We start from the raw sequence: 24,728 nt of genomic DNA, 5'->3' as shown, positions 1-24,728 counted from the left end.
CAGGGTGGTTCAGCCGCCGTACGGGTTGCCCTGCTGCGGCGGGCCCTGGTGGTAGCCGGGCTGCTGCGGCGGAGCCTGCGGGTGGCCCGGCTGCTGCGGCTGACCGGGCTGCTGAGCCGGCGGGTAGCCGTACTGACCGGGCTGCGGCTGGCCGGGCTGCTGGGCGGGCGGGTAGCCGTACTGACCGGGCTGCGGCTGGCTGGGCTGGCCGGGCTGGCCGGGCTGCTGCTGCGGCGGAGCCTGCTGGTACTGCGGCTGCTGCTGCGGAGCCTGCTGATAACCCGGCTGCGGGGCCTGCTGGTAGCCCGGCTGCGGCGCCTGCTGCTGGTACCCGGGCTGCTGCTGCGGCGGCGCGTAACCCTGCTGCGGCGCAGCCATCCCCGGCTGCTGCTGGGCCGGCGGCATACCGGGCTGCTGGCCCGCGAAGCCCTGCTGCGCCGCAGCGCCGCCGACCGTGGCCAGCAGCTGCTCCAGCTCACCCCGCCACATCCGGTGGACGTTCAGCCGTACCGGTGCCGCCTCGCCGGGGAGCGCCAGCCGGACCGAGCTCCACAGCGGGTTCAGGGTGACGTCGGAGAACGCCGCCTGGGCCTGATCGCGCGGAATCGCGTGGGTGATCTCCTGCGGGCGCTGGTTGATCCGGTGCATCCGGTGCAGCACGATCGCCTGCTCCGTCACCGTGACGAAGTAGTACTTGACCAGCATCTGCCCGATGAACCCCAACGCCCCCGTCAGCCACGGGGTGGGCCCCGTGATCGAGACGAAGGTGACCAATGCCCGGTCCCCCGGGGCCTGCTGGGCTATCGCCTCGGAGACCTGTTCCTTCATCGTGCCCTTGCGCATCGCCATTGCGGCTGTTCCCCAATTCCGTGACAGTGGACCGCCCAGCGTATCCACAAGACCTGTGGCCCCATGATGACGGCGGACGACGGCCCTCGTCCCCACCCTCCTCACCCGGCACACCTTCTCCGCAAAAGTCCCGGCCCGCCGAGGACGCGCGGGCGCCCGGATCAGGAGAAGTCGGCGGCGTGCTCCCGCGCCCACTGGGCGAACGTCCGCGCCGGGTGGCCGGTGACCCGCTCCACCGCGTCCGAGACGGGGAAGACGGGTGCGTCGACCGACCGGCCGAAGAGCCTGACCAGTTCGAGGGCGGCCTCCTTGGGAAGGTGCGGACCGGCCATCGCCTCGACGGCCTCCTCCTCGGAGATCTGCTCGACCCGGGTCCCGCGGCCGACGGCCCGCCCGATCTCGGCCACCTGCTCGGCCACGGTCAGCGGCTCCGGGCCCGTGACCGTATAGGCACAGCCCAAGTGGGCACCGGTGCGGTCCAGAAGCGCGACGGCGGCGACATCGGCGAGGTCGGCCTCGTGGACCGGGACGCCCTGTGCGCCCGGGTGCGGATCGCGCACCACGCCCGACTCACGGATCGCGGCGGCCCAGGCGAGGGAGTTGGTGGCGTAGTTGGCGCCGCGCACGAAGGTCCACTCCAGGCCGGAGTCGCGTACCGCGCGTTCCGCGGCGGCGTGCACCCGGGCGATGAAGTTCGTCTCGTCGGCGGGGGTGCCGGTGGTCGCCATGGAGGAGTTGAGGACGACCCGGCGCACCCCGGCCTTCGCCGCGACGTCCAGGACGGCGGTCGCGGCCTGCTCGCCGCCCGCGGCGAGGTTGAGGAACAGGGCGTCGGCACCGGACAGCAGCGGCACGAGCGCGGCGGCGTCGGTGAGATCCGCGCGGACCGTCTCGGCCTCGGCCGGGAGACCGGCACGGGCCGGATCGCGGGTCAGCGCACGGACGGCCGCGCCCTCCGCGAGAAGCCGGCTGACGAGGCTGCGGCCGATGTTGCCGGTGGCACCGGTGACGACGATCAGGGGAGATGCATTCATGGAGAACAGACACCTTTACTGGAGAATGCCGGTTTTTCGGAAGCTTTCGTACCCGACCACGCGACGCCGTCACACCGGCGTCCGACCACGAAACACCCTCACTCTGCGGCTTTCTTCCCGTCCCCGCATGCCTTTTCTCGTCCCCCGACACAAGTCCGGAACATACGAAATGACGGGAGAAGAAAGGAAGGGCACGAGAAGGCGCGAAAGTCCGCGTCGAAGCGTGACGGCACGCACCGAAGGCGGATCGGAACGGATCAAGAGCGACAAGCGGCATGACGTCACCTCAGGGCGGCAATCGCCGTGACGATGGTTCAGTTCGTCCGCTAAGCGTGACAAAAATTCGCCAAGCGTCCGCGACATCTTTCGTGTATCTCACATACTGCCGGTAAGACTTGCGTTCACGGGTCCCGCTCGTGGTGGGATGTGCGGATGCGAACCCCCACACGCATATCTTCACCTTCGCAGTCGTCCGGCGCTGAGCCGCACCCGCAGTCGCCCGCACCGGGTGCGCCGGACGACCGCTCCGGCGGCGACACCCACAAGCTGGAGAAGGTCAATCCGTACGCGGACCTGGCCGCCCTCGCCGACCCCGAGCCGGCACCCGAGCCGGAGCCGGAGTACGCCGCCGCGCCGCTCCGCCGCACGTACCTCAACGAACGCGACGACAGCGACGATCCGCTGGGCCTGGGGCTGCGTTCGGAGGAGGACGAGGACGCGTGGACCCCGCCGAACCACCGGCGTACGAAGCGGGGGATCAGCCGCTTCGCCGCCGTGCCGCTCACCGTCAAACTGCTGGTGGCGGTCCTCGTGTGCACCGCGTTCCTCGCTCTTTTCGACCGGTTCGCCGTGCTCTACGCGCAGGACAAGACCGAGGAGAAGCTCAAGGATTCGCTGCATCTGACGGCGAAGCCGGAAGTCGACATCAAGGGCTTCCCCTTCCTCACCCAGGTTCTCGACAAGCGCCTCGACCAGGTGGACGTCACCATTCCGGATGTCGCCGCCGACCGGGTTTCCCTGGCGAAATTCTCGGCGACCGCGAACGACATCCGGATCGACGGCGACCTGCCCGACTCCATCAAGGGCGCCACCATCGGCCGGATGCACGGCAGCGTGCTGCTCGCCTTCGACGACATGAACCGTGAGCTGGGCGCCTCCCAGGTGAAATTCAGCGAAATGGGCCCCAACGCGGTGCGCGCCGTCGGCCAGCTGCCGATCGCCGGCCACCAGCTGCGCGTACGCGCCGAGGCGCGGATCCACCGGGCGGGTGACCGCGGGGTCTCCACCGACATCAGCCGGATGCGCCTGGACATCGGCGATGTCGCGGTCTACCGCCCCGGCACCGGCAAGGAGGAGGGCCTCCGGCTGACCCGCAAGACCGCCGCCGAGCTCAGCCGGCAGGCCGCCAAGGTGAAGGCGATGCTGAGCATTCCGGCGATCGCGGACCGCATCGGCATCCCCAAGGAGTACATCGGCCAGGCGCTGCGCAGCGAGGAGAAGCTGCACGAGCTGACCGGCTCGCCGCGGTTCGTCGAGAAGCTGATGAAGGTCAATCTCGTGGATGTGGTGGTGGACCACCCCTGGCTGCTGGAGAAGGTCGGCATCGACCCGAAGGTGCTCGGCACCCTCACCGGTCTGACCAAGCCGCAGCTCGCCGACCAGCTCTCGCTCTCCTTCCGCCTGCCGAAGATGCCCGGCGATGTCCGGCTGCGCCACATCTCCGTCGAATCGGACGGCATCCGGGCCGACCTGTCGGGAGCGAACCTGCCGTTCGGGGACGCGGCGAAGAAGCAGCCGAAGAAGAACTAGCGCGGGCTACGTCGCCGGCGGCTCCGGCAACTGCGGCGGCGGGGTGGCCGCCCCGGGCAGGGTCAGTACCGCCTCCGTGCCGCCGAGGTCCGCGGACCGCAGCCGTACGGCACCCCCGGCCTGCTCGGCCGTACGCGCCACGATCGACAGGCCCAGGCCGCTGCCGGGCAGGCTGCGCGCGGACGGAGAGCGCCAGAACCGCTCGAAGACATGCGGGAGTTCGTCCTGGGGGATGCCGGGGCCGTGGTCGCGCACGGTCAGCTCGCCGTCGGCCAGGGAGACCTCGACGGAGCCGCCGGGCGGGCTGAACTTCACCGCGTTGTCCAGGAGGTTGACCACCGCGCGCTCCAGCCCGGCGCGCTCGGCGCGCACGTACCAGGGGCCGAGGTCCGCCGTGACGGTCAGGGACGGGCCGCGCAGCCGGGCGCGCGCCAGGGCCGATTCGACGATGTCGTGCAGGGCGACCACCTCGACGGCGCCGTGACCGCGCGCCGGGCGGGAGAGTTCCTGGAGGTCGCCGATGAGCGCCGCCAGCTCCCCCATCTGGGCCTTCACCGACTCCAGCAGCGCCGCCTTGTCGGCGGCGGGGATCGGACGGCCGGCCTGTTCGCTGCGGACCAGCAGATCGATGTTGGTACGCAGCGAGGTCAGCGGCGTCCGCAGCTCATGGCCGGCGTCGGCGATCAGCTGCTGTTGGAGGTCGCGGGAGGCGGCCAGCGCGGTGGTCATCGAGTTGAAGGAGCGGGAAAGGCGGGCGATCTCGTCCTCGCCCTCCACCGGGATGCGGACGGCCAGATCCTCCGTGCGGGCGACGTGTTCGACGGTGTCGGTGAGGCGGTCGACGGGTTTCAGGCCCGTACGGGCGACCCAGAGTCCGGCGCTCGCGGCGCCGAGCACCCCGGCCCCGGCGACGAACAGCAGTACCAGGGCGAGCTGGTTGAGCGGCTGGGTGACCTGGTCCATCGGGGTGGCCACGGAGATCGCGAGCGGATTGCCCGACGAGTCGGTGTACGAGCCGGGAGCGGGCACGGTCGCCACCCGCATCTCGGTACCGTCCTTGGCCCGGGTGGTGTGCAGCGTGTTGTCCAGCCGACGCCCGGCCACCAGGAGATCCGCCTGCTGCACCGGGATCTTGGCCTTGTCGGGGGCGGTGCAGACATAGCCACTCGATGACACCAGGCGGACGGTGTACGGAGTGGGCTGGATGCCGGGAAGGGGCTGGCCGGTGCAGTAGGTGATCAGGTCCCGCACAGAGCTGTCGTTCATCTTGACGCTGCTCAGCGTGTCGTCCAGCTGCTGGGTGAGCCGGTCCCGGGTGACCAGCCAGCACGCCGCGGCCGAGGCCGCGACCGCGACCGCCACGGCCACCGCCACCAACATCGCCAGCCGGGAGCGCAGCGGCAGCCTGCCGTACCAGCGCGTCATTCCGCGCCGCCCTCCGCCCGCAGCACATAGCCGACGCCGCGCACGGTGTGCACCAGCCGCGGTTCGCCGCCCGCCTCCGTCTTGCGGCGCAGATACATGACGTACACGTCGAGGGAGTTGGAGGTGGGCTCGAAGTCGAAGCCCCACACGGCCTTGAGGATCTGTTCGCGGGTCAGGACCTGCCGCGGGTGCGCCAGGAACATCTCCAGCAGCGTGAATTCGGTACGGGTCAGCTCGACCGGACGCGCGCCCCGGGTCACCTCGCGGGTCGCCAGGTCCATCCGCAGATCGGCGAAGGCCAGCGTCTCGCCCTCCTCCGGCTGCACACCGGCGGCCGCCGCGTACGAACTGCGGCGCAGCAGTGCACGGATCCGGGCCAGCAGCTCGTCCAGCTCGAACGGCTTGACCAGGTAGTCGTCGGCGCCGGCGTCGAGCCCGGTGACCCGGTCGCCCACCGTGTCCCGCGCGGTGAGCATCAGGATCGGGACGGTGACCCCGCTCGCCCGCAGCCGGCGGGCGGCCGTCAGCCCGTCCATCCGCGGCATCAGGACGTCCAGCACGATCAGTTCGGGGGCGTACGCGGCGACCTTCTCGACCGCGTCCAGACCGTCGACCGCCTGTTCCGTCCCGTAGCCCTCGAAGGCGAGCGAGCGCTGCAGCGCCTCGCGGACGGCCGGCTCGTCGTCGACGATCAGGATGCGGGCGGGCTGATCACCGTGCTCGGCGGGGCTCATGTGCGTGGATACCTCGGAGGGGATGACGGATCGGACGGCAGGCGCTCAAGCCTTGCACGGCGGCGGCGATCCAGGAGCGGTGACGCGGAACGTCTCGTGCCGGGTGGTGGCGGTGTGGGGCACCTCCCAGCGGTAGCTGAGGGAGGGTGGGCGGTCAGACGCCGGAGTTGCCGCCCCCGCTCCCGCCGCCCCGTAGCGAGTCGAGGTCGGCCTTGACAGTGTTGATCGGGATGGCGAAGCCGAGCCCGACGCTGCCGGCCGTGCTGCTCGTCGCCGAACTCGGCGAGTACATCGCGGAGTTGATGCCGACGATCTGGCCCTGCATGTTGATCAGGGCGCCGCCGGAGTTGCCCGGGTTGAGCGAGGCGTCGGTCTGTATGGCCTTGTACGAGGTCTTCGACGAGCCGGTGTCGCCGTTGTACTGGTTGCCGCCGAACTCGAACGGCCAGCCGCCGCGGGCGCCCGGATCCTGCTGCCCCTGCCCTGGCCCCTGGCCCTGGCCCTCGTCCTTGGGGACGGTGACATCACGGTTGAGGGCGGAGACGATGCCGCTGGTCACCGAGCCGGTGAGGCCCTCCGGCGAGCCGATCGCCACCACGCCGTCGCCGACCGCGATCTTGTCGGAGTCGCCGAGCGTGGCGTGTGTCAGCCCCTTGGCGCCCTGCACCTTGATCAGCGCCAGGTCCTTGTCGGGGTCGGTCCCCATCACCTTGGCGGTCTTCCTGCTGCCGTCGCTGAAGGTGACGGCGACCGTGCGCGCACCGGCCACCACATGGTTGTTGGTGACGATCTCGCCGCCGCCGGTGATGACCACTCCGGACCCGGTGGACTCCCCGCTCCCGGTCCGCGCCTTGATCTCCACTATCGCGGGGCTGACCGCCTTGGCCACCCCCGAGACGCCACTGCCGCCGCGCTGCCCGGCGTTGACCAGCGGAGTGCCGGTGCCGCCTGCGTCGGACTGCCGGGTGCTACCGGCCAGCAGCGCCGCGCTACCGCCGCCTATCAGCCCCGATGCCAGCGCCACCGCCGCGATCAGCGCGACCGGCCCCCGCACTCGGCGGCGCGCTGCGCGGGGAGCGGGGTCCGGTGCGTACGGGGGCGGCGGCGGCACCGCCGGCCCGTGGTCGGCGCCGTAGGCGTACGGCCGGTCCTGTGGCATCTCGTCGCCGCTTCGGCGGTAGCTGTCGGTCATGGCTTCGACTGTGCTGTGCGTCCATGAGAAACGTCTGAGAACGTCCTGAGAGACCCGACAGAAGTGGGTATGCCCGGTATAAAGAAGCCCCGAAGGAAGCCCTCCGGGCTTCCTTCGGCGGGCGTCAGCCCCCGCAGCCGCAGGACCGCCGGACCACCAGTCGCGACGGGAACTGCCGCAGCCGCTCGCGGCGCGAGCCGACCACCCGCAGCCCGTCGTCCAGGACGAGGTCGACGGCCGCGCGGGCCATCGCCTGGCGGTCCGACGCGACGGTGGTCAACGGCGGATCGGTCAGGCCCGCTTCCTTGACGTCGTCGAAGCCCGCCACCGCCAGCTCTCCCGGCACATCGATCCGCAGCTCCCGGGCGGCCCGCAGCACCCCGATCGCCTGGTCGTCCGTGGCGCACATGATGGCCGGCGGCCGGTCCGGGCCGGCCAGCAGCCCCAGCGCGGTCTGATAGGCGTCATAGCGGTTGTAGGGCGCCTGGAAGTAGCGCCCCTCGGGCGTCTTGCCCGACTCCAGCATGGCCCGCCGCCAGCCCTCGACGTGGTCGGTGACCGGGTCGCCGGACTTCGGGGTCTCCTCGGTGCCGCCGAGGAAGGCGACGTAGGGGTGGCCGTGCTCCAGCAGGTGCCGGGTGGCCAGCTGGGCGCCCCAGATGTCGTCCGTCATCACCGCGACGTCGTCGATGGCGTCCGGCCGGCGGTGCAGCAGCACCACCCGGGCGTCCCAGGCGTCGATCTCGGCGGCGGCGTGCTCGCTGGGGCCCTGGCTGATCAGGATCAGCCCGGACACCCGCATGCCGAGGAAGGCGCGCAGATAGTGCACCTCGCGCTCGTCGAGGTAGTTGGCGTTGCCGACCAGCACCATCTTTCCGCGCTCGGCGGCGGCCTGTTCGACGGCGTGCGCCATCTCCGCGAAGAACGGCTGCCGGGTGTCCGGCACGATCAGACCTATGAGGTCCGTTCGGCGGGACGCCATCGCCTGCGCGACCCGGTCCGGCCGGTAGCCGAGCTCCTTGATCGCGGCGAGTACCCGCTCGCGCGTGGCCGGGGCGACCGGCCTTGGTCCGTTGTTGATGACGTAACTGACCACGGCGGTGGAGGTACCCGCCAGCCTCGCCACATCATCCCGCGTCACCTTGGCCACGCGCGGCAGTCTACGCGGGTCGCTCTACCGTGGGGCAGGGCGTCCGGCACCGGATTCGGCGCGGGCCGGGACGGCCTTGGCCGCGCCTTCGCCCTGAGCCTGCTCCTTGGCCGCCACTTCGTTCGCCTCGGCCTTGGCCTGGGCCTTCGCCTGCGCGTCGGCCGCCCGCTCCGACTTCTCCGGGGTCACGAAGCGGTAGCCGACGTTGCGGACCGTCCCGATCAGCGACTCGTGCTCGGGGCCGAGCTTCGCGCGCAGCCGCCGTACGTGCACATCGACCGTCCGAGTACCGCCGAAGTAGTCGTAGCCCCACACCTCCTGGAGGAGCTGGGCGCGGGTGAAGACCCGGCCCGGGTGCTGCGCCAGGTACTTCAGCAGCTCGAACTCCTTGAAGGTCAGATCCAGTATCCGGCCCTTGAGCTTCGCGCTGTACGTCGCCTCGTCCACCGAGAGATCACCGTTGCGGATCTCCGTCGGACCGTCGTCGCTGGTGATCTGCTGGCGGCCCATCGCCAGTCGCAGGCGTGCCTCCACCTCGGCGGGGCCCGCCGTGTCCAGCAGGACGTCGTCGATGCCCCAGTCGGCGGTGACGGCGGCCAGGCCGCCCTCCGTCACCACCAGTACCAGCGGGCAGCCGGGTCCGGTGGACCGCAGCAGCTGGCACAGGGACCGCACATGGGGGAGATCACGGCGGCCGTCGATCAGTATGACGTCGGCCCCGGGGGTGTCGATCAGGGCCGGGCCCTCGGCGGGGGCCACCCGCACGCTGTGCAGCAGCAGGCCGAGCGCCGGGAGCACCTCCGTCGACGGCTGGAGTGCGTTGGTCAGCAGCAGAAGCGAACTCACTTCCGACCACCTGCCCGGTTCACGGCGCGTTCGGTACGGTCCGCGTGGTGCGTCCTGTGCGGCTCACTGTCCGGCTTGCTTCGCTTGCCCATGACGTCTGGTTCCTCCTCGGTCCCTGCGACGGGGGCACCACCCGGCCGGGGCCGGGGGAGTCTGCGGCACTGCTTCGTACGGTGCTCTCACTCACGCTTCGCATGCCCGCTTCACGTGTGTGAAAGCACAAAAGGACCCGGGGGCTACGCTGCCCGGATCCTTCTTGCCCAGCAGAATAGCTCACCTGGCTTCCGGACCCGAGGCGGATTTTGCACGTTCTTGTGTTCCGTCGATCACTTCGAGTGGTCATCGCGCGGCATCGTTGACGGATGACGGCCTGCCGACCGAGGCCGCCCGCATCCCGCATCCGGCCCGTTCCAGGGGGATTTCGGAAGCCGCCGCGGCGTTCCGCGAACCCTCCTCCGGCGTCCTCGCCCACGGGTTCACCGGTGCCCGGAAACGCCCCGCGAGCCGCCGCGCCGCCGTCGTGTCTTCCCAGCATGTGGACGTGATCACGTCCTCGTCCCGCGGGCCGGCGGCACCCGCGGCCGCGCCCCCCTCGGCGGCCGCGAGGTGCACGCGAGGCGCCGGCCCTCGACGCCGCCGTCCGGTGGACCCGCGTCCCGGGGTACCGCCGGGTCGCCACGGTCGGGTGCGCCATGGGCGGGTCGTTCGTCCTGCGCGGTGCGGCCCCTCAGGACCGGGGGGAGCACGCGGGGCGCACGGATGCGCACGGCGGGGCCATCCTGCTGAACGCCTCGGCCGGAGCGCTGCCGCTCGCCCCGCGGCGCCTCACTCCGGCTCCGCCACCGCCTCCGCGAACTGCGCCGCGTAGAGCCGCGCATAGGCCCCCTCGGCGGCCAACAGCGATTCATGGGTGCCCTGCTCGACGATCGAGCCCGCCTCCATGACGAGGATCAGATCCGCGTCCCGGATCGTCGACAGTCGGTGGGCGATGACAAAGCTGGTACGGCCGGCGCGCAGCTGGGCCATGGCCTGCTGGATGAGGACCTCGGTGCGGGTGTCGACCGAGCTGGTGGCCTCGTCCAGGACGAGGATGGCCGGTTCGGCGAGGAACGCGCGGGCGATGGTGATCAGCTGCTTCTCGCCGACGGAGACATTGCCGCCCTCGTCGTCGATCACCGTGTCGTAGCCCTCGGGCAGGGTACGGACGAAGCGGTCGACGTGGGTGGCCCGGGCGGCCTCGACGACCTTGTCGGGGGAGGTGCCCTCGGGGGCGCCGTAGGCGATGTTCTCGGCGATGGTGCCGCCGAAGAGCCAGGTGTCCTGGAGCACCATGCCGATGTGGGCGCGCAGCTCCTCGCGGGACATCCCGGCGATGTCGGCGCCGTCCAGGGTGATCCGGCCGCCGCGCACTTCGTAGAACCGCATCAGGAGGTTGACCAGGGTGGTCTTGCCGGCGCCGGTCGGGCCGACGATCGCCACGGTCTGGCCCGGGTGGACGCTCAGCGACAGGTCCTCGATGAGCGGCTTGCCCTCGTCGTAGCGGAACGAGACGTTCTCGAAGGCGACCCGGCCGGTGACGTGCCCGGAGCCTTCGGTGGCGGCGGCGGCGTCGGCCGGCGGGTGGGCGTCCGGCTCCTGCTCCCGGGCGTCGAGGAGTTCGAAGACCCGCTCGGCGGAGGCCACACCGGACTGGACGAGGTTGGCCATGGACGCCACCTGGGTCAGCGGCTGGCTGAACTGGCGGGAGTACTGGATGAAGGCCTGCACATCGCCGATGGACAGGGCGCCGGAGGCGACCCGCAGGCCGCCGACGACGGCCACCAGGACGTAGTTCAGGTTGCCGATGAACATCATCGCGGGCTGGATGATGCCGGATATGAACTGGGCCTTGAACCCCGCGGCGTAGAGCGCGTCGTTCTGCTCCCGGAAGAGCGCGGCGGACTCCTTCTGCCGGCCGAAGACCTTGACCAGGGAGTGGCCGGTGTACATCTCCTCGATGTGCGCGTTGAGCCTGCCGGTCGTCTTCCACTGCTGGACGAACTGCGGCTGGGCGCGCTTGCCGACCTTGGTGGCCACCAGGACGGAGACCGGAACGGTGAGCAGGGCGACCAGGGCCAGCAGCGGCGAGATCCAGAACATCATCGCGAGGACGCCGACGATGGTCAGCAGCGACGTCACGATCTGGCTGAGGGTCTGCTGCAGCGTCTGCTGGATGTTGTCGATGTCGTTGGTCGCCCGGGAGAGCACCTCGCCGCGCTGCTGCTTGTCGAAGTAGCTCAGCGGCAGCCGGGCGAGCTTCTCCTCGACCTGCTCGCGCATCCGGAAGACGGCCCGCTGCACGACGCGGGTGGCGATCCGGGCCTGGACGAAGCCGAAGGCCGAGGCTCCCGCATAGATCAGCGTGGTCCAGAGCAGGACCGTGCCCACCGCGCCGAAGTCGATGCCGTGGCCGGGGACGACCGGCATGGTGTCGAGCATGTCGGCGAGCCCGCCCTGGCCGTGGGCGCGCAGCTGGGCGGCGGCCTGGGCCCTGGTGATGCCCTCGGGCAGCCGGCGGCCGACGATGCCCGCCACGATCAGGTCGGTGGCGTGGCCGAGGATCTTGGGGGCGGTCACGGTCAGCGCCACGCTCAGCAGGCCGAGCAGCAGCCCCACACCGATGACACCGCGCTCGGGCCGCATCTGGCCCAGCAGCCGCTTGCCCGAGCCCTTGAAGTCCATCGACTTCTCGGTGGGCTGGCCGCCCATCATCCGGCCGGGCCCGGCCATCGGGGCGGGCCCGCGTCGGGGCGCCTGCCCCGCCTCCGGGGCGTCCGCCTTTCTGTCCGCGGTGGTCACGCCGCCTCCTGCTCGGTGAGCTGGGAGAGCACGATCTCCCGGTAGGTTTCATTGCCGGCCATCAGCTCGGCGTGGGTGCCGGAGCCCACCACCCGGCCCTCGTCCAGGACGACGATCCGGTCGGCGCCCCGGATCGTCGAGACCCGCTGCGCGACGATCACCACCGTCGCCCGGTCGGTCTCGCGGGAGAGCGCCGCCCGCAACGCCGCGTCGGTCGCGTAGTCGAGGGCGGAGAAGGAGTCGTCGAAGAGGTAGATCTCGGGCTTGCGCACCAGGGCCCGCGCGATGGCCAGCCGCTGCCGCTGCCCGCCGGAGACATTGGAGCCGCCCTGCGCGACGGGGGCGTCCAGGCCGCCCTCCATCCGCTCGACGAACTCGCGTGCCTGGGCGATGTCGAGGGCGTGCCACAGTTCGTCGTCGGTGGCGGCCGGATTGCCGTAGCGGAGGTTGGTGGCGACCGTGCCGGAGAAGAGGTACGGCTTCTGGGGGACCAGGCCGATGGCCTCGGCCAGGGTCTCCTCGTCGAGGGTGCGGACGTCCTCGCCGTCCACCAGGACCGTGCCGCCGGTGGCGTCGAACAGCCGGGGGACGAGCCCGAGGAGGGTGGACTTGCCGGCGCCGGTCGAGCCGATGACGGCGGTGGTCTGCCCGGGGCGGGCGGTCAGCGAGATGTCCTTGAGAACCGGCTCCTCGGCCCCCGGGAAGCGGAACTCGACGTTGCGGAGTTCCAGTTCGCCCCGGCGGAGCAGCGTGGTGACCGGGTTCCGGGGCGGGGTGACGCTGGAGTCGGTGCCCAGCACCTCCTGGATGCGCTCGGCACAGACCTCGGCGCGCGGCAGCATCATCACCATGAACGTCGCCATCATGATCGACATCAGGATGTACATCAGATAGCTGAGGAAGGCCGTCAGCGCGCCGATCTGCATGTCGCCGCTGTCGATGCGCAGCCCGCCGAACCAGACGACGGCCACGCTGGAGAGGTTCACTATCAGCATGACCAGCGGGAACATCATCGACATCAGCCGCCCGGCGCGCAGCGAGACGTCGTAGAGGCCGGTGTTGGCGCGGGCGAACCGCTCGCGCTCGTACCGGTCGCGGACGAAGGCGCGGATGACGCGGATGCCCGTGATCTGCTCGCGCAGTACGCGGTTGACGGTGTCGATGCGCTCCTGCACACCGCGGAAGAGCGGGCGCATCCGGCGCACGATGAGCGAGACGAGGATCCCGAGGACCGGGACGATGACCAGGAGCGTGCCGGACAGCGTCACGTCCTGGTTCAGCGCCATGACCACGCCGCCGACGCACATGATCGGCGCCGACACCATCATCGTGAACGTCATCAGCACCAGCATCTGGACCTGCTGCACGTCGTTGGTGGTGCGGGTGATCAGCGACGGCGCGCCGAACGTGCCCACCTCGCGGGCGGAGAAGGACTGCACCCGGTCGAAGACGGCGGCGCGGATGTCGCGGCCCAGGGCCATGGCCGTACGGGCGCCGAAGTAGACCGCGCCGATGGCGCACACGATCTGCAGCACCGTCACCGCGATCATGACGGCGCCCAGGCCGAGGATGTAGCCCGTGTCCCCCTTCACGACACCGTTGTCGATGATGTCGGCGTTGAGGGTGGGGAGGTAGAGGTTTGCCAGCGTCTGGATCAGCTGGAGCAGCACGATCAGGGATATCGAGCGCCTGTGGGGCCGCAGATGCGCCCGCGCTAGTCGGACCAACACGGACTGAGCCTAGGCGAAAAATAGCCTTCGGCAACCGAATATCCGGCTTCAGGGGCCGCCCCGCGAACCGCCGCCGGGCGCTTGGCCGAGAGGGGCCCGACCGCCACCGACAGCGCAGCGGACTCCGCCGCTTCGCCGATCCGCCTCGGGCCCGGTTCCGCGCCGGCCGGAGCCGGTGGTCCTCTCGAAAGAAGGCATCATGGTGGCGACAACGATGACGACCGGCTCGACGAACCGAACCCTGAAGAGGCCGCCGTGACAACAACTGGCACCGTGCGCTACTGGGCCGCGGCCAAAGCCGCCGCCGGCACGGCCGAGGAGCCCTACGCGGCGGCGACGCTCGCCGAAGCGCTGGACGCGGCGCGCGCCACGCACGCCACGAACCCCGAGTTCTCGCGGGTCCTGCTGCGCTGCTCCTTCCTGGTGGACGGCGACCCGGTCGGCACCCGCGACCACGCGGCGGTGCCGCTGGCCCAGGGCGGCACCGTGGAGGTCCTGCCCCCGTTCGCCGGAGGGTGAGCACACGAACATGAGCGACAACCAGCCTCAGCAGTACCCCGGGTACCAGCCGCAGGACCCGTACGGCCCCCCGTACGGCCACCAGCAGGCGCCGCAGCAGGCCCCGCAGCCGTACGACCACGCCGCGCACCAGCAGTACGACCCCTCGGTCCAGCAGCCGTACGGCTACGGACCCGCCGACCCGTACGGCACCCCGCCGCCCGCCGGGACCGCCCCCCTCCCCACCCAGCACCACCAGGCCGGTGTCGCGTCCCAGGAGCCGGGCGCCCGACAGCACCCGCAGCCGGTGACCCGCTCCGACGCCCCGCCCGCGCCCGCGTCCACCGCGCACCTGGCCCCCAACCAGCGCGCCCGCGCCGAGGGCCGGTCGCCGATCATCGCGCCCGGCATGCAGCCCGCCGTGCTGACCGCCGTACTCGCCGTGCTGCTCGCGCTGACCGCGCCGCTGGCCCGCCCGGCACTCTTCGTGCCGGTGGCGGTGCTGCAGGCGGTCACGGCGGCCGGCTGGTTCCGGCTGAACGGCATGTGGCCCGCCCGTCAGGGCATCGCGCTGGCGTTCCTGGCCGGGCTGACCACCGATGTGGCGCTGCTGGCCACCGACCGCGCGGACGCGCCCCTGGTGGGCATCGGCACGCTGGGCGTGTGGTGCCTCCTCGTCCTCGTCCTCCAGCTCCGCAACCGCAGCAGCGCGGACGAGCGGATGTACGCGCTGACCGCCGGCCTCGCCTCGAGTGCGCTCGCGGTGCTCGCCGCCGGTCACCTGGCCGCCGCCCCGCACGCCGTCACGGTCGGCGCCGCCGCGGTCGCGGTGGCGACGCTCGCGCGGGCACTGCCGCTGCCCTCGGTCGCCTCGGTGGCCGTCGCCCTTCTGGCCGGCGCCGGCGCCGGCATCGGGGCCGGCCAGCTCACCGGCTACGGCGCGTCCGGCGCCCTGCTGGGCCTGGCGGCCGGCGGCTGCGCGCTGATCGGCCTGCGGGTGGCCAGCTACGACTACCCGTCGCGGTTCGTGCACATGACGGCCGGGGTGGCCCTGCCGCTCGCGCTCGCCGCGCCCGCCGTGTACGTCCTCGGCCGCACCCTGGGGTGAGCCGGACGCCACCGGGGAGATCACGCCTCCCGGTGGCCTTCGGGCACAGTCGCCGCGTGTCCTCGTCTAGGCTCCCCGGAGCGCAGGCCGGGGGCCTGCGCCGATTGCACCGATGACACGGCCGGGCGTCCGGCCCTTGTGTGGGGGTAGTGGTTCGATGCGTGCACTGCGAGTGCTGCTGTTCATCGTCGTCATACTTGGCGTGCTGTTTGTGATCGGCGACCGCGTCGCGGTCAGTTACGCCGAAAGCATGGCAGCGGACAAGATCCGCAGCAGCCAGGGGCTGGACAAGTCCCCGGAGGTCTCGATCAAGGGGTTCCCGTTCCTGACCCAGATCGCGGGCCGCAGTCTGACCGAGGTGGACGCCGAGCTCGGCGGGATGTCGGCCAGCGCCGAGGGTCGCACGCTGCGGGTGAGCAAGCTGAGCGCGCAGTTCCACGACGTCACGCTGGGCAGCGACTACACCTCCATCCAGAGCGCCGCCTCGGCCACCGGTAAGGCCGCGATCTCCTACGCGGACCTGACCAAGGCGGCCGGCGGCGACGTCAAGATCAGCTACGGCGGTGAGAAGAACGGCCGCAGCCAGGTCAAGATCTCGCCGAACGTCCCGCTCCTCAACTCCCTGACGGTGACCGGCTCGCTCACCGTCAGCGGCAACACCGTCAAGCTGCGCGCCGACGAGATCCCGGCGATGTGCCGGGCCATCCCGAGCTGCCAGTCGACCGTGCGGGCGCAGACGGACCACGAGTGGAAGCTGACCCAGCTGCCCGGCAATCTCCAGCTGGACAAGGTGACGACGACGGCGCACGGCATCTCCGTCTCCGCCTCCGGAACGGACGTCAAGCTTCCCGGCTGATCCGGCCGGTCGGGCCCCACGGCCGGGCTCCCAGGGCGGACCGCCCCACCGGTCCGCTCGGCCGCCCCGCCCCATGTCCATCCACTGAGACGTCGTCGTCCGCACCACAGACCCCCACCCGCGGACCCGGCGTCGCACACCTTTTCGCACCGCCCCTTCGGGCCGTCGTATCCCACATCGCGGACAATCACGTCTCGGCATTCGACACACCGGTGACATGCCGGGTCGTCCGTCCCTACGATCGGTGCCATGCAGAGCGCATTGAGCGGTCTCCGTCCACGGAGGCAGGCGGTACTGACGAAGCGGCGGGCAGTCGACCTGTGCCGCGTCGCCGCCATGCTCTGTCGCCCTGCCTGACGGGCCCTCCGCGCCCCGTCTCCCGGCCCGGCCACTCGGGCCGTCCCCGCAGGTCCCGCGCAGCGCCGCGCGCATCACCCCCTCGCGCAGACCCCCGTCTGCGCAGGTGCCGTAACGCGTGGACGGCGCACCCGCGTGCAACTCTGCCATTGCCCCCGCAACTGCCCCGGAGGAGAAGAACATGAGCCGTAGCGACGTCCTCGTAGACGCCGACTGGGTCGAGAACCACCTCGAGGACCCGAAGGTCGTGATCGTCGAGGTCGACGAGGACACCTCGGCCTACGACAAGAACCACATCAAGAACGCGGTCCGCATCGACTGGAAGCAGGACCTCCAGGACCCGGTGCGCCGCGACTTCGTCGACCAGGCGGGCTTCGAGAAGCTGCTGTCGGCCAAGGGCATCGCCAACGACGACCTCGTCGTGCTCTACGGCGGCAACAACAACTGGTTCGCGTCCTACGCGTACTGGTACTTCAAGCTGTACGGCCACCAGAGCGTCAAACTGCTCGACGGCGGCCGCAAGAAGTGGGAGCTGGACTCCCGCGACCTGGTCGACGGTGCGCAGGTCCCCCAGCGCCCGGCCACCGAGTACAAGGCGAAGGCCCAGGACACCTCCATCCGCGCCTTCCGTGACGACGTCGTCGCCGCGATCGACAACCTCAACCTGGTCGACGTGCGCTCCCCCGACGAGTTCAGCGGCAAGCTGCTCGCCCCCGCGCACCTGCCGCAGGAGCAGTCGCAGCGCCCCGGCCACGTGCCCAGCGCCCGCAACATCCCGTGGTCGAAGAACGCCAACGACGACGGCACCTTCAAGTCGGACGACGAGCTCAAGGCCCTCTACGAGGCCGAGTCCGTCGACCTCTCCAAGGACACCGTCGCCTACTGCCGCATCGGTGAGCGCTCCGCGCTCACCTGGTTCGTGCTGCACGAGCTGCTCGGCCAGGCCAACGTCAAGAACTACGACGGCTCCTGGACCGAGTACGGCTCGCTGGTCGGCGTGCCGATCGAGCTCGGCGCCGGCAAGTAAGCAAGCACGCTTCTCCCTCGACCCCTCAAGGAAGTACCCCTATGTGTGGAGCACAGGCCGGCGGCCCCGACGCCTCGACCATCAAGCCCGGTGAGACCACCATCCAGGGCAGCGTGACCCGCGACGGCCAGCCCGTCACCGGTTACGTCCGCCTCCTGGACAGCACCGGCGAGTTCACCGCCGAGGTCCCCACCTCGGCGACCGGGCAGTTCCGTTTCTACGCGGCGGAGGGCACCTGGACGCTGCGTGCGCTCGTCCCGGGCGGCAGCGCCGACCGCACCGTCGTCGCCCAGCAGGGCGGCCTGGCGGAGGTCGCCATCGCCGTCTGACGGCGCCGACTTCCGTAGGGCCGAAGGGCCGCACCCCGGGGTTTGGACACCTTGTGGGGGTGCGGCCCTTCGCGCTGCCCGCCCGACTTCTCTCCGGTCACCCGCGGATTTACCGTGGAGTCATGTACACGCACCGTCGGCTGCCGGCGCCGCGTCGCCGGCATCGCAGGTACTTCGTCCTGATGGGCGTATGCCTGGTGCTGTTCGTCCTGGCGTGGAGTGTGGTGCGCCTGTGGTCCGTGCCGGCCGCGGTGGCGATGTGCGTCGTCGCCATGGTCATCCCGCCCGTGGCGGCGATCATCGGCAACCGCCGCGAGCCCGGCGAACGCTGGTGGGACGAATCCGGCGACCCGGAGTCCGACCGCTGGTGGCGCGAGCTCGACGACCGCGACGACGAACAGCACCGGCAGTAGGCCGCCGGCCCGGCCGGGTCAGTACACCAGCGCCTGCACGCCCTCCGGCATGATCTCGCTGACGAAGACCTGGGCGCCGGCGATGCCCGCCTTGTCGATGAGGTCCTTCTGCTCGATGCCGCGGCGGGCCGCGCACTGGGTGCACACCGTGATCGCCCCGCCGCCCGCGAGGATGCCGTCGATCAGCTCCGGCAGGGGCGCCGCGTGCGGCAGCTCGAACTCGGCCGCCCGGCCCGGCAGCGCGAACCACGTCGATTCCCCGGTCAGCCACAGCGACACCTCCACGCCGCTGGCCACCGCCACCGCCGCCACCGTGAACGCCTGCGAACACCGCTCGGGCGCGTCCGCACCCGCCGTCACCTTGATCACGAGCTTCTTCGCCATACGGCAAGAGTAGGCCGCCGGCCCACAGCGGAGGACCTCACAGCGCCGCCGCCACAGGCGGCGACTAGACTCGCAGGCGGTCCGTTACACCACACTCCGCCCAAGGAGCGCGCTCGTGCTTGAGGCTTTCTTCACCACTCTGCTCGTGCTGGTCGTCGTCGGCGTGCTCGCCTTCGCCGGCCTGACCTGGAAGAAGCTGTACCAGGGCCAGCGCTGACCGTCGACCACCACACCGCCAAGGACCGCTCCGCGCGTCCCTGGCGCTCCCACCCCTCCCTAGAGATCGTCTGAGCTCTCATGATCGAGATCCCGTCCGACCTGAATCCGGCCCTGGTGCCGCTCGCCTTCCTCCTCGGCAACTGGGAGGGCGCCGGCGTCGCCGACTTCCCGGGCACCGAGAAGTGCAACTTCGGGCAGGAGGTCACCTTCCGCCACGACGGCCGTGACTTCCTCGAATACACCTCGCACAGCTGGGTGCTCGACGGCGAGGGCAAGAAGGTGCGCCCGCTGGAGACCGAGAGCGGCTACTGGCGCATCGACAAGGACCGCAAGGTCGAGATCGTGATGATCCGCGACCAGGGCGTGGCGGAGGTCTGGTACGGCGAGCTGGCCGACCAGAAGCCGCAGATCGACCTGGCCACCGACGCGGTCGCGCGCACCGCCGAGGCCGGCCCGTACAGCGGCGGAAAGCGGCTCTACGGCTACGTCAACAGCGACCTGATGTGGGTCGGCGAGAAGGCCACCCCCGACGTGCCGCTGCGCCCGTACATGTCGGCACACCTGAAGAAGGTCGCCGACCTGCAGGAGTGGGCCGAGAGCCTGCCCGACGACATGCCCGACGGGGTGTCCTTCTTCAACCCCGACGGCACGCCGTACAACGGCTGACCAGCACCCCACAGCATGACGCGCCCCGCGGGGGAAGTCCGGTGAGAGTCCGGCGCTGACCCGCAACGGTAGACGGAAGCCCCTTCCGTGAGCCCGATCGCCCGCGGCGGCGCCCGATCCTGACAACTCGCCGTGGACTGCGAGGGGACGCCGCCGCTGCCGCACGCTCCGGGCCGCCGCTCCTCACCGTCACGACGCGGCCCGAGCCGAAGGCGTGCGCCCTCTTGGCCAGCCCCGCCCGTACCAGGCCCCTGGTGGCCGTGCTCTGCGCCGTCCTCGCCGGCTCCCTCCTGTGCGGCGTCGGCCTCGGCGCCGCCGGGGTGGGCTGGGCGCAGGTGCTGCGCTATCTGGGCGCGGGGCTGACCGGCGGCACCATCGCGCCCGACGAGGTCCCCGCGTACACCATCGTCTGGGAGCTGCGCCTCCCGCGGGCCGTACTGGCGGCCGTCGTCGGTGCCGGCCTCTCGGCGATCGGTGTCGCCGTCCAGGCCCTGGTCCGCAACGCCCTGGCCGACCCCTTCGTCCTCGGCATCTCCTCCGGCGCGGCCGTCGGCGCCAATGCCGTCCTCCTGTTCGGGGTGCTCGGCGCGCTGGGCGTCTGGGCGCTGTCGGTGTCGGCTTTCGTCTCGGCGCTGATAGCCATGGCCCTGGTCTACGCGGCGGCCCGTACCTCCTACGGCCTCACCCCGCTGCGGCTCGTGCTGACCGGCACCGCGATGTACTACGGCTTCTCCGCGATCACCACGCTGATGGTGTTCACCGCCGACCGCGGCGAGGCGGCCCGCTCGGCGATGATGTGGCTGCTGGGCAGCCTGAGCGGGGTCGGCTGGGGCTCGGTGCCGATCGCCGCGGCGGTGGTGGCCGCCGCGCTGGTCCACCTCCTGCTGTCGGCCGGCCGGCTGAACGCGCTGGCCATGGGCGACGGGACCGCCGCCGCCCTCGGCGTGGACGCCCGGCGGCTGCGCCGCGAGCTCTTCGTCGTCGCCGCCGGGGTCACCGGGGCGGTGGTCGCGGTCAGCGGCGCGATCGGCTTCGTCGGGCTGATGGTGCCCCATGTGACGCGGATGCTGGTGGGCGCCGACCACCGCCGGGTGCTGGCCGTCGCGCCGCTGCTGGGCGCGGTGCTGCTGGTGTGGGTGGATCTGCTGTCGCGGGTGCTGCTGGCCCCCGTGGAACTGCCGGTCGGCGTGCTCACCGCCGTCATCGGCGTGCCCTGTTTCGTGCTGCTGATGCGGCGGCGCGGCTACACCTTCGGAGGCGGCGCCTGATGCGGATCGACATCGCGGACCTGTCCGTGGACGTGGCCGGGCGGCGACTGGTCCACGACATCGCGCTGCAGGCGGGCAGCGGGCGGCTGGTCGGGCTCGTCGGCCCGAACGGCAGCGGGAAGTCCACCCTGCTGCGCTGCGTCTACCGTGCGCTGCGGCCGACCGCCGGGACCGTCCGACTGGACGGCGACGACCTGCACGCCATGGACGCGCGCGCGGGCGCCCGGCTGCTGGCCGCGCTGCCGCAGGAGGCGAGCACGGAGTTCGACTTCACGGTGGCCGAGGTCGTGGCGATGGGGCGGCTGCCGCATCAGCGCGGCTCGGGCCGGGCGAGCGCCGCCGACACCGAGGTGTGCGGGCGCGCGCTGTCCCGGGTGGGCGCGGACCATCTGGCCGACCGCGGCTTCCTCAGCCTCTCCGGCGGCGAGAAGCAGCGGGTGCTGATCGCCCGCGCGCTGTCCCAGGAGCCGCGGGTGCTCGTCCTCGACGAACCCACCAACCACCTCGACATCGCACAGCAGTTGGAGGTGCTGGCGCTGGTCCGCGACAGCCGGCTGACCGTGCTGACCGCGCTGCACGACCTCAATCTGGCCGCCGTGCACTGCGACGAGCTCCATGTCATCGCCCACGGCCGGATCGTCGCCTCGGGACCGCCGTACGACGTCCTCACCGCCGAGCTGCTGGCCGAGGTCTTCGGTGTCCGCGCCCACCGCGTACGGCACCCCGAAACGGGGGCGCCCCAGCTGCTGTTCGACCGCCTGTCCCCGTCCCCGCCCGCCTCATGAGGAGCGCCCCGACCATGCGCCGTCCCGCCACCCTGCTCACCGTCCTCGCCCTCGCGCTCACCGGCTGCGGCGCGCAGGTGGCCACCGACGGCAAGGAGGCCGCCGACCGCGCCTCGGGCCACGGCCCGGTCACCCTGGACAACTGCGGCAGCCCCGTCACCTACCCGCGGCCGCCGCGCCGCGTCGTCACCAACGACGTCGGCATCACCGAGATCATGTTCGCGCTGGGGCTGGAGAACCGGATGGCCGGCTACGCGATGCCCGACGACAAGGGCAGCCTCGACGCCGTTCCGTGGAAGGCCGCGTACGACAAGGTCCCCTGGCTCTCCAAGAAGGCCCTCACCAAGGAGATGACCCTGGACGCCAGGGCCGATCTGGTCTTCGCGGGCTGGAACTACGGCTTCGGCGAGGACAACGGCCTCACCCCGGCCTCCCTCAGGAAGGTCGGCATCGGCAGTTACGTCCTGACCGAGTCCTGCCACCACGGCCGGGGCGACGACGCCCGCGGCGTGATGCCACCTCTCGAGGCGCTCTACACCGACCTGGAGAACCTCGGGAAGCTCTTCGGCGTCGAGGGCCGCGCCGACGCCCTGGTGAAGAAGTACAAGAAGCAGGTCGCCGAGGCCGCCGCCAAGGCCCCCGCCCCCTCCCGCCGCCCCTCCGTCTTCCTCTACGACGACGGCCGCGACAAGCCGATGACCTCGGGAAAGTACGCCGGGCCGCACGACATCATCACCAAGGCCGGCGGCGACCACGTCATGAAGGACCTCAAGGACTCCTGGACGACCGTCGGCTGGGAGACGGTGGTCGCCCGCAACCCCGATGTCATCGTCATCAACAACTACGGCAGCACTTCGGCGGCCCGCAAAAGGGCCTTCCTCAAGTCCTACGCGCCGCTCGCCGGCGTCTCCGCGATCAAGCACGACCGGATCTACGTCATGGACTACGCGGAACTCGTCGAGAGCCCCCGCAACCCCGCCGCGATCAGCGACCTGGCCCGCTATCTGCGCGGCGTACGGACCGGTGGCTGATACGGCGCGGACAGGCCGCGCCGGTCCTCCTACACTGGCTGTGTGGTGACCACCGACTGGCAGAGCGACCTCCGCAGGCGCGGATACCGCCTGACCCCACAGCGCCAGCTCGTCCTGGAGGCCGTGGACAGGCTGGAGCACGCCACCCCCGACGACATCCTCACCGAGGTCCGCAAGACGGCGGGCAGCGTGAACATCTCCACGGTCTACCGGACGCTGGAGCTGCTGGAGGAACTCGGCCTGGTCAGCCACGCGCACCTCGGGCACGGCTCGCCGACGTACCACCTCGCCGACCGCCACCACCACATCCATCTGGTGTGCCGGGACTGCACGGACGTGATCGAGGCGGACCTCTCGGTGGCCGAGCCCTTCACCACCCAACTGCGGCGTCAGTTCGGCTTCGAGACGGATATGAAGCACTTCGCGATCTTCGGGCGGTGTGCGGCGTGCACGGAGAAGGCCACGCGGAAACGGGGTTAGGGCCTGCCGTGCGGATCAGGTCGGGCTCGCGGGGTCTGTCTCACACATCTGATCCGACCCGATCCGAACGACGGGCCCTGGGACCGCCGTAGGCTGGTGCCATGAAGAGCCCTCTGCTGTCGCTGCCCGGTGCCGTCCCCGCCGAGGCCCCCGACGAAGGCGTCGCCGCGCATTACGGCGATCTCTTCCGGGAGCAACGCGCCCTCGCCGACGGCTCCGGCTTCGTGGACCTCTCGCACCGCGGTGTGGTCACCGTCACCGGCGCCGAGCGGCTCAGCTGGCTGCACCTGCTGCTCACCCAGCACGTCAGCGAGCTGCCGCCCGGCCAGGCCACCGAGGCGCTGATCCTCTCCGCGCACGGCCACATCGAGCACGCCGTCTCGCTGGTGGACGACGGCACGACGACGTGGCTGCACACCGAGCCGGGCACCCAGGAGGCGCTGATCGCCTACCTGGAGAGCATGAAGTTCTTCTACCGCGTGGAGGTCACCGACCGCACCGAGGAGATCGCCGTCGTGCACCTCCCGGCCGGCTCCATCTCCGAGGTGCCCGAGAGCGCCGTGGTGCGCGAGACCCCGCAGGGCCGGGATCTCTTCCTGCCCCGCGCCGAGCTGGAGTCCTTCGCCGCCGCGCACGGCCCGGCGATCGGCATCCTGGCGCTGGAGGCACTGCGCGTCGAGGCGCACCGCCCGCGCCTGGGCCGGGAGACCGACCACCGCACCATCCCGCACGAGCTGGGCTGGATCGGCTCCGCCGTCCACCTGCAGAAGGGCTGCTACCGCGGCCAGGAGACCGTCGCCCGCGTCCACAACCTGGGCAAGCCGCCGCGCCGTTTGGTCTTCCTCCACCTGGACGGCAGCGAGGTCCACCTCCCCCCGCACGGCACCCCCGTACGCCTGGCCTCGGACGGCGAGGAGGGCCGCCAGCTCGGCTTCGTCACCACCTCCGCCCGGCATCACGAACTCGGTCCGATCGCCCTGGCCCTGGTCAAGCGGAACGTCCCGGTGGACGCGGAGCTGATGGCCGGGGGGACGGCCGCGGCGCAGGAGGTCGTGGTCGCGCCGTAGGGCCTGTCGTTCGGATCAGGTCGGATCGGGGAGCGGGGTCCGGTGCCCGGCCGGGGTCAGACCTCGACCAGCACCGTGAACGGCCCGTCGTTCGTCAGCGACACCTTCATGTCCGCGCCGAAGCGCCCGGTCTCCACCCGGGCGCCCAGCGCCCGCAGTTGCGCGACGACCTCGTCGACGAGGGGCTCGGCGACCGGGCCCGGGGCAGCCGCGTTCCAGGTGGGGCGGCGGCCCTTGCGGGCGTCACCGTAGAGAGTGAACTGGCTGATCACCAGGAGCGGCGCCCCGTTGTCCGAACAGGACTTCTCGTCCTGCAGGATCCGCACCGACCACAGCTTGCGGGCGAGCTGTGCCGCCTTCTCCCGGGTGTCCTCGTGCGTGACCCCGACCAGCACGCACAGCCCTTCTCCGACGATCTCGCCGACCGTCTCGCCCGCCACCTCGACGCGTGCGCCGTTCACCCTCTGCACCACAGCTCGCATACGCGCCATCATGCCCCGCGCCCTTCGGCGTTCGGACGGCCGTACCCCCGCTGGGGCCGTTCGGGTGCCCTTGCCCTGCACACGGACCGCCCAGAGTGGCACGATGCGTGCACGTGGTGCGTTACATGGACAACATGCCCTGGACGCCCCA

General features: G+C 71.3%; 25 protein-coding genes and 1 riboswitch. Of the genes, 14 read left to right on the top strand and 11 right to left on the bottom strand.

Translation table 11 applies throughout. The features are described from left to right. Positions 1-9: 9 nt before the first annotated feature. Complete coding sequence (locus ACGFML_RS00350) at positions 10-849, bottom strand: hypothetical protein (protein WP_393538385.1); 840 nt, start codon at positions 847-849, stop codon at positions 10-12. A 161-nt stretch (positions 850-1,010) separates the two neighbouring features. Further along, positions 1,011-1,883, bottom strand: coding sequence for an SDR family oxidoreductase (locus tag ACGFML_RS00345; protein ID WP_393538383.1), 873 nt, complete (start codon positions 1,881-1,883; stop codon positions 1,011-1,013). Positions 1,884-2,315: 432 nt separating this feature from the next. On the opposite strand from ACGFML_RS00345, the gene ACGFML_RS00340 reads away from it, so the two are divergent. Continuing rightward, positions 2,316-3,692 (top strand): DUF2993 domain-containing protein, encoded by a 1,377-nt coding sequence (locus ACGFML_RS00340; RefSeq protein WP_393538381.1) that lies wholly within the window; start codon positions 2,316-2,318, stop codon positions 3,690-3,692. A 6-nt stretch (positions 3,693-3,698) separates the two neighbouring features. Here ACGFML_RS00340 and ACGFML_RS00335 read toward each other — a convergent pair whose 3' ends face one another. The 7 genes from ACGFML_RS00335 to ACGFML_RS00305 all read right to left on the bottom strand — a co-directional run bounded on the left by ACGFML_RS00335 (position 3,699) and on the right by ACGFML_RS00305 (position 13,607). Next, the gene (locus tag ACGFML_RS00335) at positions 3,699-5,117 is read right to left on the bottom strand and encodes a sensor histidine kinase (protein WP_393538379.1); all 1,419 of its coding nucleotides are present in this window, start codon (positions 5,115-5,117) and stop codon (positions 3,699-3,701) included. Beyond that, entirely contained in the window at positions 5,114-5,851 is a 738-nt protein-coding gene (locus ACGFML_RS00330; protein WP_393538377.1) for a response regulator transcription factor, read from the bottom strand. The genes ACGFML_RS00335 and ACGFML_RS00330 overlap by 4 nt, the downstream gene beginning before the upstream one ends. Positions 5,852-6,005: 154 nt before the next feature. Then, complete coding sequence (locus ACGFML_RS00325) at positions 6,006-7,043, bottom strand: S1C family serine protease (protein ID WP_393538375.1); 1,038 nt, start codon at positions 7,041-7,043, stop codon at positions 6,006-6,008. A gap of 124 nt (positions 7,044-7,167) precedes the next feature. Continuing rightward, positions 7,168-8,193, bottom strand: a complete 1,026-nt coding sequence (locus ACGFML_RS00320) for a LacI family DNA-binding transcriptional regulator (protein ID WP_393538372.1) — start codon at positions 8,191-8,193, stop codon at positions 7,168-7,170. A gap of 24 nt (positions 8,194-8,217) precedes the next feature. Beyond that, a complete protein-coding gene (locus tag ACGFML_RS00315; protein ID WP_393538370.1) occupies positions 8,218-9,039 on the bottom strand; it encodes a response regulator transcription factor in 822 nt (273 codons plus the stop codon). A gap of 825 nt (positions 9,040-9,864) precedes the next feature. Next, a complete protein-coding gene (locus tag ACGFML_RS00310; RefSeq protein ID WP_393540313.1) occupies positions 9,865-11,787 on the bottom strand; it encodes an ABC transporter ATP-binding protein in 1,923 nt (640 codons plus the stop codon). An 86-nt stretch (positions 11,788-11,873) separates the two neighbouring features. Next, complete coding sequence (locus ACGFML_RS00305) at positions 11,874-13,607, bottom strand: ABC transporter ATP-binding protein (RefSeq protein ID WP_393538368.1); 1,734 nt, start codon at positions 13,605-13,607, stop codon at positions 11,874-11,876. A gap of 273 nt (positions 13,608-13,880) precedes the next feature. Here ACGFML_RS00305 and ACGFML_RS00300 point away from each other — a divergent pair, with 273 nt between their 5' ends. The 7 genes from ACGFML_RS00300 to ACGFML_RS00270 all read left to right on the top strand — a co-directional run bounded on the left by ACGFML_RS00300 (position 13,881) and on the right by ACGFML_RS00270 (position 18,195). Beyond that, a complete protein-coding gene (locus ACGFML_RS00300; RefSeq protein ID WP_393540311.1) occupies positions 13,881-14,126 on the top strand; it encodes a MoaD/ThiS family protein in 246 nt (81 codons plus the stop codon). A 10-nt stretch (positions 14,127-14,136) separates the two neighbouring features. Then, positions 14,137-15,213 carry a hypothetical protein gene (locus ACGFML_RS00295; protein WP_393538366.1) on the top strand — a complete coding sequence of 359 codons (1,077 nt, stop codon included), beginning with the start codon at positions 14,137-14,139 and terminating at the stop codon, positions 15,211-15,213. 157 nt (positions 15,214-15,370) lie between these two features. Next, the gene (locus tag ACGFML_RS00290) at positions 15,371-16,069 is read left to right on the top strand and encodes a DUF2993 domain-containing protein (protein WP_393538364.1); all 699 of its coding nucleotides are present in this window, start codon (positions 15,371-15,373) and stop codon (positions 16,067-16,069) included. A gap of 249 nt (positions 16,070-16,318) precedes the next feature. Then, a complete protein-coding gene (locus tag ACGFML_RS00285) occupies positions 16,319-16,426 on the top strand; it encodes a putative leader peptide (protein WP_393538362.1) in 108 nt (35 codons plus the stop codon). A gap of 181 nt (positions 16,427-16,607) precedes the next feature. Next, positions 16,608-17,453, top strand: a complete 846-nt coding sequence (locus ACGFML_RS00280; RefSeq protein ID WP_393538360.1) for a sulfurtransferase — start codon at positions 16,608-16,610, stop codon at positions 17,451-17,453. A 41-nt stretch (positions 17,454-17,494) separates the two neighbouring features. Then, positions 17,495-17,782: a DUF1416 domain-containing protein gene (locus ACGFML_RS00275; RefSeq protein WP_393538358.1), complete on the top strand. Its 288-nt coding sequence runs from the start codon at positions 17,495-17,497 to the stop codon at positions 17,780-17,782. Positions 17,783-17,904: 122 nt separating this feature from the next. Beyond that, complete coding sequence (locus tag ACGFML_RS00270; RefSeq protein ID WP_393538356.1) at positions 17,905-18,195, top strand: DUF3099 domain-containing protein; 291 nt, start codon at positions 17,905-17,907, stop codon at positions 18,193-18,195. A gap of 18 nt (positions 18,196-18,213) precedes the next feature. Here ACGFML_RS00270 and ACGFML_RS00265 read toward each other — a convergent pair whose 3' ends face one another. Further along, positions 18,214-18,579: a DsrE family protein gene (locus ACGFML_RS00265; RefSeq protein WP_393538354.1), complete on the bottom strand. Its 366-nt coding sequence runs from the start codon at positions 18,577-18,579 to the stop codon at positions 18,214-18,216. Between the two features lie 297 nt (positions 18,580-18,876). Here ACGFML_RS00265 and ACGFML_RS00260 point away from each other — a divergent pair, with 297 nt between their 5' ends. The 6 genes from ACGFML_RS00260 (at position 18,877) to ACGFML_RS00235 (ending at position 24,095) form a co-directional block, all read left to right on the top strand. Continuing rightward, a complete protein-coding gene (locus ACGFML_RS00260; protein WP_393538352.1) occupies positions 18,877-19,464 on the top strand; it encodes an FABP family protein in 588 nt (195 codons plus the stop codon). A gap of 30 nt (positions 19,465-19,494) precedes the next feature. After that, a riboswitch (cobalamin riboswitch) is annotated at positions 19,495-19,567 on the top strand. A 121-nt stretch (positions 19,568-19,688) separates the two neighbouring features. Next, positions 19,689-20,732 (top strand): FecCD family ABC transporter permease, encoded by a 1,044-nt coding sequence (locus tag ACGFML_RS00255; RefSeq protein ID WP_393538350.1) that lies wholly within the window; start codon positions 19,689-19,691, stop codon positions 20,730-20,732. Further along, positions 20,732-21,517 carry an ABC transporter ATP-binding protein gene (locus ACGFML_RS00250; protein WP_393538348.1) on the top strand — a complete coding sequence of 262 codons (786 nt, stop codon included), beginning with the start codon at positions 20,732-20,734 and terminating at the stop codon, positions 21,515-21,517. The genes ACGFML_RS00255 and ACGFML_RS00250 overlap by 1 nt, the downstream gene beginning before the upstream one ends. A 14-nt stretch (positions 21,518-21,531) precedes the next feature. Then, positions 21,532-22,548, top strand: coding sequence for an ABC transporter substrate-binding protein (locus tag ACGFML_RS00245; protein WP_393538346.1), 1,017 nt, complete (start codon positions 21,532-21,534; stop codon positions 22,546-22,548). 42 nt (positions 22,549-22,590) lie between these two features. After that, positions 22,591-23,028 (top strand): Fur family transcriptional regulator, encoded by a 438-nt coding sequence (locus ACGFML_RS00240; protein ID WP_393538344.1) that lies wholly within the window; start codon positions 22,591-22,593, stop codon positions 23,026-23,028. Positions 23,029-23,129: 101 nt separating this feature from the next. Further along, positions 23,130-24,095, top strand: a complete 966-nt coding sequence (locus ACGFML_RS00235) for a YgfZ/GcvT domain-containing protein (RefSeq protein ID WP_393538342.1) — start codon at positions 23,130-23,132, stop codon at positions 24,093-24,095. A 56-nt stretch (positions 24,096-24,151) separates the two neighbouring features. Here ACGFML_RS00235 and dtd read toward each other — a convergent pair whose 3' ends face one another. Further along, positions 24,152-24,577 (bottom strand): D-aminoacyl-tRNA deacylase, encoded by a 426-nt coding sequence (dtd, locus tag ACGFML_RS00230; RefSeq protein ID WP_393538340.1) that lies wholly within the window; start codon positions 24,575-24,577, stop codon positions 24,152-24,154. Between the last annotated feature and the right edge of the window lie 151 nt (positions 24,578-24,728).

Source organism: Streptomyces sp. NPDC048650, from assembly GCF_043199095.1.
Taxonomy (GTDB): domain Bacteria; phylum Actinomycetota; class Actinomycetes; order Streptomycetales; family Streptomycetaceae; genus Streptomyces.
This window is presented reverse-complemented; position numbering and strand designations above follow the sequence as displayed.

Coding starts and splice junctions, on each gene's coding strand:
- ACGFML_RS00350 (WP_393538385.1), bottom strand. CDS start 849: ATGGCGATGCGCAAGGGCACGATGAAGGAACAGGTCTCCGAGGCGATA.
- ACGFML_RS00345 (WP_393538383.1), bottom strand. CDS start 1,883: ATGAATGCATCTCCCCTGATCGTCGTCACCGGTGCCACCGGCAACATC.
- ACGFML_RS00340 (WP_393538381.1), top strand. CDS start 2,316: ATGCGAACCCCCACACGCATATCTTCACCTTCGCAGTCGTCCGGCGCT.
- ACGFML_RS00335 (WP_393538379.1), bottom strand. CDS start 5,117: ATGACGCGCTGGTACGGCAGGCTGCCGCTGCGCTCCCGGCTGGCGATG.
- ACGFML_RS00330 (WP_393538377.1), bottom strand. CDS start 5,851: ATGAGCCCCGCCGAGCACGGTGATCAGCCCGCCCGCATCCTGATCGTC.
- ACGFML_RS00325 (WP_393538375.1), bottom strand. CDS start 7,043: ATGACCGACAGCTACCGCCGAAGCGGCGACGAGATGCCACAGGACCGG.
- ACGFML_RS00310 (WP_393540313.1), bottom strand. CDS start 11,787: ATGGGCGGCCAGCCCACCGAGAAGTCGATGGACTTCAAGGGCTCGGGC.
- ACGFML_RS00295 (WP_393538366.1), top strand. CDS start 14,137: ATGAGCGACAACCAGCCTCAGCAGTACCCCGGGTACCAGCCGCAGGAC.
- ACGFML_RS00290 (WP_393538364.1), top strand. CDS start 15,371: ATGCGTGCACTGCGAGTGCTGCTGTTCATCGTCGTCATACTTGGCGTG.
- ACGFML_RS00285 (WP_393538362.1), top strand. CDS start 16,319: ATGCAGAGCGCATTGAGCGGTCTCCGTCCACGGAGGCAGGCGGTACTG.
- ACGFML_RS00280 (WP_393538360.1), top strand. CDS start 16,608: ATGAGCCGTAGCGACGTCCTCGTAGACGCCGACTGGGTCGAGAACCAC.
- ACGFML_RS00275 (WP_393538358.1), top strand. CDS start 17,495: ATGTGTGGAGCACAGGCCGGCGGCCCCGACGCCTCGACCATCAAGCCC.
- ACGFML_RS00270 (WP_393538356.1), top strand. CDS start 17,905: ATGTACACGCACCGTCGGCTGCCGGCGCCGCGTCGCCGGCATCGCAGG.
- ACGFML_RS00265 (WP_393538354.1), bottom strand. CDS start 18,579: ATGGCGAAGAAGCTCGTGATCAAGGTGACGGCGGGTGCGGACGCGCCC.
- ACGFML_RS00260 (WP_393538352.1), top strand. CDS start 18,877: ATGATCGAGATCCCGTCCGACCTGAATCCGGCCCTGGTGCCGCTCGCC.
- ACGFML_RS00250 (WP_393538348.1), top strand. CDS start 20,732: ATGCGGATCGACATCGCGGACCTGTCCGTGGACGTGGCCGGGCGGCGA.
- ACGFML_RS00245 (WP_393538346.1), top strand. CDS start 21,532: ATGCGCCGTCCCGCCACCCTGCTCACCGTCCTCGCCCTCGCGCTCACC.
- ACGFML_RS00235 (WP_393538342.1), top strand. CDS start 23,130: ATGAAGAGCCCTCTGCTGTCGCTGCCCGGTGCCGTCCCCGCCGAGGCC.
- dtd (WP_393538340.1), bottom strand. CDS start 24,577: ATGCGAGCTGTGGTGCAGAGGGTGAACGGCGCACGCGTCGAGGTGGCG.